This window comes from Lentzea flava, from assembly GCF_014648475.1.
Classification (GTDB): Bacteria; Actinomycetota; Actinomycetes; order Mycobacteriales; family Pseudonocardiaceae; genus Lentzea; species Lentzea flava.
Genome location: NZ_BMRE01000112.1, coordinates 1 through 9,010, shown reverse-complemented (window position 1 = coordinate 9,010; position 9,010 = coordinate 1). Strand labels below are relative to the sequence as shown.

12 protein-coding genes are annotated in these 9,010 nt (G+C 66.6%); 10 read left to right on the top strand and 2 right to left on the bottom strand.

Going from position 1 to position 9,010, the window contains the following annotated elements:
* Positions 1 to 95: 95 nt before the first annotated feature.
* Entirely contained in the window at positions 96 to 1,325 is a 1,230-nt protein-coding gene (locus IEZ09_RS45360; RefSeq protein WP_189260056.1) for an NsdA family TPR-like regulatory protein, read from the bottom strand.
* 174 nt (positions 1,326 to 1,499) lie between these two features.
* Entirely contained in the window at positions 1,500 to 1,862 is a 363-nt protein-coding gene (locus IEZ09_RS45355) for a GntR family transcriptional regulator (RefSeq protein WP_189260055.1), read from the bottom strand.
* Between the two features lie 123 nt (positions 1,863 to 1,985).
* On the opposite strand from IEZ09_RS45355, the gene IEZ09_RS45350 reads away from it, so the two are divergent.
* The 10 genes from IEZ09_RS45350 to IEZ09_RS45305 form a co-directional block, all read left to right on the top strand.
* A complete protein-coding gene (locus tag IEZ09_RS45350; RefSeq protein ID WP_189260054.1) occupies positions 1,986 to 2,222 on the top strand; it encodes a hypothetical protein in 237 nt (78 codons plus the stop codon).
* Positions 2,222 to 2,455 carry a hypothetical protein gene (locus IEZ09_RS45345; RefSeq protein ID WP_189260053.1) on the top strand — a complete coding sequence of 78 codons (234 nt, stop codon included), beginning with the start codon at positions 2,222 to 2,224 and terminating at the stop codon, positions 2,453 to 2,455. Before IEZ09_RS45350 ends, IEZ09_RS45345 begins: the two co-directional genes overlap by 1 nt.
* The gene (locus IEZ09_RS45340; protein WP_189260052.1) at positions 2,455 to 2,883 is read left to right on the top strand and encodes an RRQRL motif-containing zinc-binding protein; all 429 of its coding nucleotides are present in this window, start codon (positions 2,455 to 2,457) and stop codon (positions 2,881 to 2,883) included. Before IEZ09_RS45345 ends, IEZ09_RS45340 begins: the two co-directional genes overlap by 1 nt.
* Entirely contained in the window at positions 2,883 to 3,335 is a 453-nt protein-coding gene (locus tag IEZ09_RS45335) for a DUF3307 domain-containing protein (protein WP_189260051.1), read from the top strand. The genes IEZ09_RS45340 and IEZ09_RS45335 overlap by 1 nt, the downstream gene beginning before the upstream one ends.
* Positions 3,336 to 3,427: 92 nt before the next feature.
* Complete coding sequence (locus tag IEZ09_RS45330; protein ID WP_189260050.1) at positions 3,428 to 3,685, top strand: hypothetical protein; 258 nt, start codon at positions 3,428 to 3,430, stop codon at positions 3,683 to 3,685.
* A complete protein-coding gene (locus IEZ09_RS45325; protein WP_189260049.1) occupies positions 3,682 to 4,005 on the top strand; it encodes a hypothetical protein in 324 nt (107 codons plus the stop codon). The genes IEZ09_RS45330 and IEZ09_RS45325 overlap by 4 nt, the downstream gene beginning before the upstream one ends.
* A complete protein-coding gene (locus IEZ09_RS45320; RefSeq protein WP_189260048.1) occupies positions 4,002 to 4,886 on the top strand; it encodes an ABC transporter permease in 885 nt (294 codons plus the stop codon). The genes IEZ09_RS45325 and IEZ09_RS45320 overlap by 4 nt, the downstream gene beginning before the upstream one ends.
* Positions 4,883 to 7,069 carry a cell division protein FtsK gene (locus IEZ09_RS45315; RefSeq protein WP_189260047.1) on the top strand — a complete coding sequence of 729 codons (2,187 nt, stop codon included), beginning with the start codon at positions 4,883 to 4,885 and terminating at the stop codon, positions 7,067 to 7,069. Before IEZ09_RS45320 ends, IEZ09_RS45315 begins: the two co-directional genes overlap by 4 nt.
* 232 nt (positions 7,070 to 7,301) lie before the next feature.
* Entirely contained in the window at positions 7,302 to 8,309 is a 1,008-nt protein-coding gene (locus IEZ09_RS45310) for a bifunctional DNA primase/polymerase (protein ID WP_229813552.1), read from the top strand.
* On the top strand, positions 8,306 to 9,010 hold a 705-nt coding region (locus tag IEZ09_RS45305), incomplete at its 3' end, for a DUF3631 domain-containing protein (protein ID WP_189260046.1). The genes IEZ09_RS45310 and IEZ09_RS45305, both read left to right, overlap by 4 nt.

Here is a 9,010-nt window from a genome sequence, read left to right as displayed (position 1 = left end):
CGCACCTCCTGCGGTAACCGTCTGACCTGCACGGTTACCGCAGTTACCGCAGTTACCGACATCTGAAGAGTGCGGCAACGCTACCGGCCGACGTGCTAGCTCTCAGTCTGTCGACGCAGCATGTCCAGATACTCGCGTGTCTCAGATTCGCTGGCATAGTTCTTCGTGAGGAACGAAGCGAGGTCTTGAGACACCATTCGCAACGATGGCAATGACTTACGATCGCCACTAAGCGCAAGCTTTCCTTGCTCGATCGCCCCTCTTAGATCACCATCTTGGGCGGCCACTACCCCAAGCGTCACGCGTGCTTCAGCGATTCGCATAGGCGCACGTTCAGTACCGTCAAAGTCGGTGCTAGCCCGGATCACCTCATTGGCGAGCGTTTCAGCCATACGCTGCTCTCCCAACTTCCGATAGCAATCCATGACGTAGAAGTCGTACTTTGACGGGTCTACAACAAAGTGGTTTTCAAGGTTATCGGGGTACGGAAGCGATTCGAGGAGCTGACGTCCTTTATCGAGCGAAACCTCTGTCTGCCTACGATCTCCGATCCTCGCCCAAGCTTTAGCCTCCTGCGCAGCGAGCTGAACAGCGACACTACGGCTACCGGCCACCTCGATTCCCGCCTGACTCGCCGCGATAACTCCCTTGTAATCACCACTAGTCAACCCAAACCATGCGCGCATCTCATATGCCCACCCAGTTACATCCGGGTTGTCAGCCTCAGTCCCAAGCGACAACGCCGCTAGCCTTGTAGCTTCAGCCGCTCTACGGTCTCCCATGTCGTATTCAACACATCCGACAAGCAAGGCCAACATGCCAGCGAGCGTGAGAATTTCGCGATGCTGGCTGAACGTAAGCCTTCCGTTTCGCAGTTCAGCGACGCGTCGCAGCCACGCTCGTCCCTCACCAACAAGCTGCACAGACGGCATATAGGCGTACTCTGAACAAAGTCGATCGACAGTGATTCGAAGTGCATCCATCGTAGCGCCGTCAATATCTGAGCGCTGCAATCGACTCAGAATATCTAGCGTATCCATGCCGGTAACAGCGACGATCTCAGACTCGCCATCACGCTTACCCGACTTTGGAAAAAATGCGTGCGTAACGGTACCAAATGTTTTTGCAATCAAGGGACGGTAGAATTCGTCAGGCTCGTTGTCTCCCGCCTCCCATGCCTTCCAACGGCGAAGCAAGCTGGAGTCACTTGGGAGCCCGACGTCTGCGTGCGTGCGAAGCGCACGGACAGCTTTGGCCTGAGACCATCCGCGCGCATCACGTTCAGCCCGAATTCGCCGCGCCCAAGCTGGTCGCTCATCAGCCATGCCGAACTCCCCTTCCCCGTGCACAGAGAGACCTGTCCAGTGTGTCACCGCAAGACTGGTGACACGGGCGGTGATACGTCGGTGACACCAGCGCGACACCTTCTCGTCGGTCTAGCAAAGCCCGATGGTTGTTACATGAACAGCAGCCGACAGGGCCGAACGATCGGATCGACATCAGTCGACTCGCGCCCCCTGGCCCTCAAGCTTTTCGAGGCGCGTCCGCAGGTCGGCCACCTCGGCTCGAAGAGCAGCGAAGCTCTCAGGCGAGACAAGCAGCTCGGGATCATCGGCGACACTGTCGCTCGGCTTGGCGCTCACGAAGGTCCCGCGCCCACTGGCAGATGTCAAAAGACCTTCGCGCTGCAAGTCCTTGACCGCCGCGTGGACGGTCAATTCAGCAACGCTGTAGTCCCGCGACAGGTCACGGAGCGACGGGAACTTCGTACCGACAGGGAACTCGTCGCGATCGATACGACGCTTCAGATCGTCGGCGATTTGAACGGTTAGAGGCTGCGCACTGTGGCGGTCGATCGGCATATGACCAGGTTACGCGCATCCCACGGACCACACTAGGGCACCACAAGGTGATGTCTTGACAGACCTGCCACACGTCTGGCACCTTAGGGCACCACAAGGCACCACATAGTGAAGGGAACACCGGTGAATCACCGAGTCGAGAACTGGTTCAGCCCGGACGGGCTGACCGCTGACGAGATCAAGCGGCTGGTCGTGGAGGAGTCGACGAGGGACATGCCGCGTCCGACGTCGGCTCTGCTGGACGGTTCGGCGTTCGAGCAGCGGGAGCGGCGTGAGGCCAAGCGGGTGCTGCGCAGCACGGTGCGCGTTCTGCGCGTCCAGGCCGTCGCGTCCGCGCCGTCCGGGACGGAGGCCGCCTGATGGCCCGGCAGTTGTACGCGGTGGACTGGGCGGACGCGTCGTTCCCTCGGGTCGTGCCGGTCGAGCAGATGCCCGCGCTGGACCCCGTGCAGGACGGGATGACGTTCACCCAGGCCAAGGCGGAGGTGATCGAGCACTTCGGCTGCCTGGTCGCCTACGCCCGTGAGCAGATCCTCCAGGCGCGGCGGCTGCGGGTCACGGACGTGCTGGCTGCGGACGGCGGTGAGCGGTGATGGCTCGCCGGTTCCCGTGGGTGCTCGCGGCCGTGGCGTGGTCGGACGCTCCGCAGTTCACGCGGGGTGTGCACGACGGGTTGCCGTTGCTGTCCTACGGCTGCGCCCCTCGTCACCTGCTCGCCACCTACCGGCAGTTGCGGGCGATGGGCAAGCGCCCCAACGGCCAAGACCCGGTGGCGGTGCTCTACGTGCGGCACAACGGATCGGGCAAGACGTCGTTCGCGTCGCTGTACCTGATCGCCAAGGCCGCGCCCGTGCGACCGATGACGCCGGCAAAGTTCGCGGCACTGGCCAAGGCCAACCTCGCCCGCCGTATCTGCCGCACCTGCGGCAAAGACCCGCTCTACATCCTGCCGACCAGCACCCGTCAGTGCTGGAAGTGCTTCGAGGCCAACGAAAACTCCGAGATTGCCGAGGCAGCCTGATGTCTACCGCGCTGACGTTCGCCGCTGTCCTGCCCGCGCTGCTGGTCGCTCACAACGTGGCCGACCACTGGGCGCAGACCAGCCACCAAGCCGCCACCAAGGGCCACGCCGGACACGCTGGTCGCGTTGCCTGCGCCGCGCATGTCCTGTCCTACACCGCCGTCACGGCCCTGGTTGTGGGGCTGCTGTGGGCGGTGCTGGACCTGTCCATCACTCCGGCGGGTTTCGTCGTCGGACAGGCCGTTTCGGCTGTCACGCACTACTGGGCGGACAGGCGTTTCACGCTCGCTGGACTGGCCGCGCGGCTCGGCAAAGGCGAGTTCTACCGGCTCGGTACTCCGCGCGCTGAGCGCGACGACAACCCGTCGCTCGGCACTGGCGCTTACGCCCTTGACCAGTCCTGGCACTGGGCGTGGCTGCTGGTCGCAGCCTTGCTCACCGCTGCTGTCTGACTTCGCCCCGGATCGGCGGCCGTCCTGGCAGACCTTCCACCGATCCGGGTTCGCACACCCATCGATCGCTTTCCTGACCGAAAGGCATCCCAGTGTCTACCACGACACCCCGCGACGACACGGCCGAGCAGCCGCCGTCGCTGAGCGAAGCCCTGGCGGTGTGGACCGAGCGGACCCCGGACCCGCACGCCGCTCACGAGGTCGTCGCGGCCTGGTTCGACCTCAAGGTCGAGCTGCTCGCGCCGATCACCTCCGACCCCGACCACCCCGAGCACGACCAGGCGAGGCACTTCGCCGCCAAGGCCGTCCAGTCCGCGCACGCGTTGCGGGACAAGGAGAACCAGCGGTGAACATCATCGACCGAATCGAGCCGTGGATGCTCGTCGCCCTCGTTCTCGCGGTGCTGGCCCTGATCGCCGTCATGCGCGCCACGGCCAAGACCGTGCACAAGTCCCGCCAGGTGACCCGCACGGGCCGCAACGTGCTGCGGACGCTGCTCGGTACCGCCGCGATCGGCGGCGTGCAGTGGCTGATCCTCACCAACGCCACCGACTGGCGGGTGATCGCGGTCGTGCTGGCCGTGCCCGCGTTCGTCACCTCCGCACGGATCGTGCGGACCCTCACCGTGACCACCACCGAGCACGCCCTCGCCAAGGGAGGCAAGCGATGACCAGCGCGTACCCGATCACCGTGGACGACCTCACCGAGCGCGTGAAGGCGTTCGCGATCGAGCAGGGCGAGATCCCTTCCCGCAACCGCATCAAGACCGAGTTCAAGGTGGGCGCGCCCAAGGCCAACGCCGTGCTCGCCGCCCTGGACGAGCAGGGTTTCAACCCCACCAACCCCACCCCGGCTGACGAGGTGAGCACGGTCCGCCGACTGCACTCGGTACCCGCCACCGAGCCCACCCCGGCTGTCACCGAGCCCGTCACGGTCGAGCAGCCCGTCACGGAGACCGAGCCCGCCGCCGTGGTCGAGGCGGTTTCTGCGCCCGTGGTCGAGCCGGAGAAGGTCGAGCCGGTTGCCGAGGTCAGCGCGGTCGTGGACCCGGTTCCGGCCGTGGTCGAGCAGCCCGAGCAGCGTGCCGACGAGGTCAAGACGGCGCGGGTCAAGCCCGTCCGGTCGTGGCCGCTGCTGCTGCTCGCGGCGGGTGCGTTCGTAGCCATCTGGGGTGGCTGGGTGGGTCTGGGTGAGCTGACCGGGTTCGGTCCGATCCGGCTGCTGCCCGGTATCGCTGACTCGTTCGTCATCAACTCCGCGATCACGCTCCCGATCGGTGTCGAGGCTTACGCCGCGTACGCCCTGCGGGTCTGGCTGTCGGGCCGGACCCGGTCGGAGAAGGCGCGTAGGTTCGCCCGCTGGTCCGCGATCGGCTCTCTCGTGCTCGGTGCTGCTGGACAGGTCGCCTACCACCTGATGGTCGCTGCTGGTGTCACCACGGCCCCGTGGTGGATCACCACGTTCGTCTCCTGCCTGCCCGTGGTCGTGCTCGGCTGCGGCGCGGCTCTGACCCACCTCCTGAACGACGACGACACGGAGGCGCAGCGATGAGCCATCCCACCCCCAACCCCGACGACCGCAGCGACGACACGGAGGTGAGCAACGTGGTGGCCTTCCCCATCCCCACCACCGAGCAGCCCGACGAGGTCGAGGAGTCGGGAGCGCTGGTCGAGCTCGACCACGGCGACGAGGTCGAGGTGCTCGACGGCGAGATCGTCGGCGACGACGAGGGACCCCGTCCGACTTTGCCGGCCGAATTGGCGGGACCCGCGCGGCGGGAGCTGCTGCCGATCATTCCGGCGTGGCTTGCCGACCGTGACCAGTTCGAGGCGACGGTGCGGTGGGCGTGGACGTACTGCCACCACACCGCCCGCTACCACGCCGTTCGGGTGCCGCTATACACGCTGAAGCTCACCGCAGCGTCTCCCCGCGGACTGGGACGCGCGGTGATGGCGTGGCAGCGTTGGGCGTTCGACACGGAGTCACGCGCGCTGCGTCAGTCCACGATCGACGCTGCCGATCCGTCCGCCTACCTCGCCCTGTCCAGGCAGCGTGACGACCACGTGCGGACGCGGCTGCGGGTCAGCGCGGTGACGGCGTTCCTGTCCGCGCTCGGACTCGGTGTCGTGTGGCTGATGTACCCCGAGGCCATGCAGACGGTTCTGCTGTGGACGGTCGTGGTGTCCATCGTCGCGTTCGGGTTGCTCGGACGCCGTGAGGACAAGCCGATCGTCAGGGCCGCCGTGCTGGGTCAGCAGGCCTCGAAGCTCACGCCCGATGTGGTGGTGCGGGCATTCGTCGGCGCGGGGCTGTGCAAGGAGGACAACCCTGTCACGTTCGCTCAGCCGATCCAGCGCGAGGGACGCGGGTGGCTCGCCGTGGTCGATCTCCCGTACGGCAAGCACGCCGCTCAGGCGGTCGGCAAGCGCGAATCGCTCGCGTCCGGTCTGAACGTCAACCCCATCACGGTGTTCATCGACGCTGACCCGGTCTCCGCGCGCCGTGTGCGGTTGTGGGTGTCCGATGTGGACGTGTTCGCGCAGAAGCCCGTGACGTCTCCGTTGGCGGGTATGGACGAGTTCGACTTCTGGCAGCCGATCCCGTTCGGCCTGGACGCCCGCGACCGCAAGGTGATGCTGCCGCTGATCTGGTCGTCGCTGCTGGTCGGCGCCATCCCGCGCATGGGCAAGACGTTCAGCGCCCGCATCCCGACCGCTGCTGCCGCGCTGGACCCGTACGTGGAGCTGTTCGTGTTCAACGGCAAGGGTGACGGCGCGTGGCGGGCGTTCGAGAAGGTCGCAGTCGCCTACGGCGCGGGTGTCCGTGACCAGGTGATGGAACTGCTGGTCACGACGCTGCGGCGGATGGTCGCGGACATGAACGACCGGTTCGAGCGCATGGCCAAGCTGCCCGTGGACGTGTGCCCTGAGGCCAAGCTCACTCCGGCGATGGCACGCAACAAGCGGCTGAACATGCCGCTCACGGTGCTCTCGATCGACGAGGTTCAGCGGTACCTGGAGCACCCCGAGTACGGCGCGGAAGTCCTTGCGCTGCTTACGGATCTGGTCAAGGTCGGCCCTGCTGCCGGGTACATGCTGATCCTCGCGACGCAGAAGCCGGACGGGAAGGTCATCCCGGACAGCCTGCGTGGACAGATCGGCTCCCGGTTCGCCATGAAGGTCATGACCTGGCAGGCCTCCGACACCATCCTCGGTGCCGGTAGCTACCAGGCCGGTATGGACGCCTCCAAGCTCTCCCGCGCCCACAAGGGTGTCGGCATCCTGCTCGGTTCGGATGACTCTGAGCTTGCCGAGCAGGGAGGGCAGATCGTCCGGACGCACCTGCTGTCCTCTGCCGACGTGGAGGTCATGTGCGACCGGGGGCGGGCGTTGCGCTCGGCTCTCGGGTTGCTCAAGGGCATGGCGGCCGGAGAGACGCCCACGGTGGAGACGACGGGCAGCGTCCTGGACGACGTCGCAAGCGCGCTGACCGCCGTCGCGGGCAACGCGGCTGGAGCGCACACCGAGGTCGTGCTCGCGCGGCTCGCGGAGATGCGGCCGGAGTTCTACGACGGCTGGACGGGAAGCACCCTTGCCGGGGCGCTCAAGGCCTACGGGGTCGAGCCGACGCAGGTGTGGGGCACCACCCCGGAGGGCGAGAAGAAGAACCGTCAGGGCTACAAGCGAGACGCGGTGATCGCAGCCCAGTCGGCCCGCATCGATCGCGGAGAGTAACTACCCGTCGGGCTAGGGATCGGCTGACTTCTAGCCGTCACCGACCCTAGCCCTAGGGGCAGCCACTAGGGCCGCGCGCATGGCTTGGCCTGCGCACTAGCGACTCTAGGCCGCGGAGCGCCCTACCAGCGAAAACACCCTCGAAGCCACGGCCTGGGCTCGTTCGCGGGTCCTAGGCCTTCCCTCCGCACACCCTCGTGCGGCTACGCACAGTCACCTTGGGAGATGTGAGATGAGCAGCGCCACAGACCGCGACACGCTCATGCACCACGCACTCACTGCAGCACGACACGGCTTCTACGTCTTCCCGCTTCGCCCTGGCACCAAGCGCCCCGCCCTGCACAGCGCGGAGCGCTGCCCCCGCACAGGGGCGTGCCGCAACCGGCACCTCGGGTGGGAGCAGCGCGCCACCCTCGACCTGGACGTGATCGAGCGGTGCTGGTCGGCAGGACCGTTCAATATCGGCATCGCCACCGGACCGAGCGGCCTGGTCGTGATCGACCTCGACACCCGCAAGTCGCCTCAGGACGTTCCCCCGCCACGCTGGAGCCGGGAGGGGGTCGTTGACGGTCACGACGTGTTCGCCGCCGTCTGCGCGGAGGCGGGGGAAGACGTCCCGTGGGATACCCGCACCGTGCGCACCGCCCGTGCGGGGACGCACCTGTACTTCCATGAGCCCTCCACTGTGGAGCTGCGCAACACCGAGGGCGAGCACGGCAACGGACTCGGGTGGAAGGTCGACACCCGCGCCCACGGCGGCTACGTCGTCGGCCCCGGCTCGATCACCTCGGACGGCGAGTACAGCCTCACCGAGGACGTGTCGCCCCTGCCCCTTCCGGTGTGGTTGGTTCACTGCCTCACTCCTAGGCCGCGTACGGCCGTCTCAGCGCCCGTTGTGGTGCCCTCACAGCGATTGCCCCGGTACGTCAGTGCCGCAGTCGACGGGGAGTGCCGCAAGCTCTCTACGGCCGTCTCAGGAAGCCACGACAGGGCCGCGTACGTCGCAGGCATCGCACTCGGACAGCTCGTCGGCGCGGGCGTTCTCCCTGCGGCTACAGCAGAAGCCCACCTCATGGCCGCCGCAGCGCCCCTGATCAACGGAGAGTGCGACTGCACCGAGGCCAAGGTGCGCCGCAGCATCCGCAACGGCATCACCGCAGGCACGGACCGCCCGCGAACTATGCCGGCCGAATCCCTCGACACCACCACGCCCCTGTTCACCGAGCGAGGTGCAGCATGACCACGATCACCCTCAACGGCGCTCAGATCCTCGACGACGTCCAGGCGTTCCTGTCGCGGTTCAACGCCTTCCCCGACGAGCACTGCGCCCCCATGTTGGCGCTCTGGTACGCCCACACATGGGCAGCCGAGCACTTTTACATCACGCCCCGGCTCGTGCTGTCCAGCGCGGAACCCGGTTCGGGCAAGACCCGCGTGCTGGAGGTCTCGCGGCACCTGGTCCGCACGCCGGAGATGACGTTCTCGGCAACGCCCGCCGCGCTGTTCCGCATGGTCGGTGCCGGACCGCTCACCATCCTGTTCGACGAGGTCGACGCCATTTTCGACAGCAAGGGTGGTGGCAACGAGGATCTCCGCGCGCTGGTCAACGCCGGTTACAAGCGCTCCGCCACCGTGGCCCGCTGCAAGGGCGACGCGGGCAACATGGTGATCGAACGCTTCCCCGTCTACGCGCCCGCCGCTCTGGCCGGAATCGCCGGACGGATGCCCGACACCATCACCACCCGCGCTATCACCATCCACATGCGCCGACGCCGTCCCGACGAGCGCGTTGAGGCGTTCCGCGAACGGGTCGTAGAGGAACAGTCCGCACCGATTCGCGAGGCTCTCGCCACGTGGATGGAAACGGTGGGCGAGCGCGTCGGCGCGGCTTACCCGACCATGCCGGAGGGCGTCACCGACCGCGCGGCCGAGATCTGGGAA

What these genes read in the sequence shown, in the direction of transcription:
- IEZ09_RS45310 (WP_229813552.1), top strand. Translation starts at nt 7,302, where the DNA reads ATGAGCAGCGCCACAGACCGCGACACGCTCATGCACCACGCACTCACT.
- IEZ09_RS45355 (WP_189260055.1), bottom strand. Translation starts at nt 1,862, where the DNA reads ATGCCGATCGACCGCCACAGTGCGCAGCCTCTAACCGTTCAAATCGCC.
- IEZ09_RS45335 (WP_189260051.1), top strand. Translation starts at nt 2,883, where the DNA reads ATGTCTACCGCGCTGACGTTCGCCGCTGTCCTGCCCGCGCTGCTGGTC.
- IEZ09_RS45340 (WP_189260052.1), top strand. Translation starts at nt 2,455, where the DNA reads ATGGCTCGCCGGTTCCCGTGGGTGCTCGCGGCCGTGGCGTGGTCGGAC.
- IEZ09_RS45345 (WP_189260053.1), top strand. Translation starts at nt 2,222, where the DNA reads ATGGCCCGGCAGTTGTACGCGGTGGACTGGGCGGACGCGTCGTTCCCT.
- IEZ09_RS45320 (WP_189260048.1), top strand. Translation starts at nt 4,002, where the DNA reads ATGACCAGCGCGTACCCGATCACCGTGGACGACCTCACCGAGCGCGTG.
- IEZ09_RS45360 (WP_189260056.1), bottom strand. Translation starts at nt 1,325, where the DNA reads ATGGCTGATGAGCGACCAGCTTGGGCGCGGCGAATTCGGGCTGAACGT.
- IEZ09_RS45315 (WP_189260047.1), top strand. Translation starts at nt 4,883, where the DNA reads ATGAGCCATCCCACCCCCAACCCCGACGACCGCAGCGACGACACGGAG.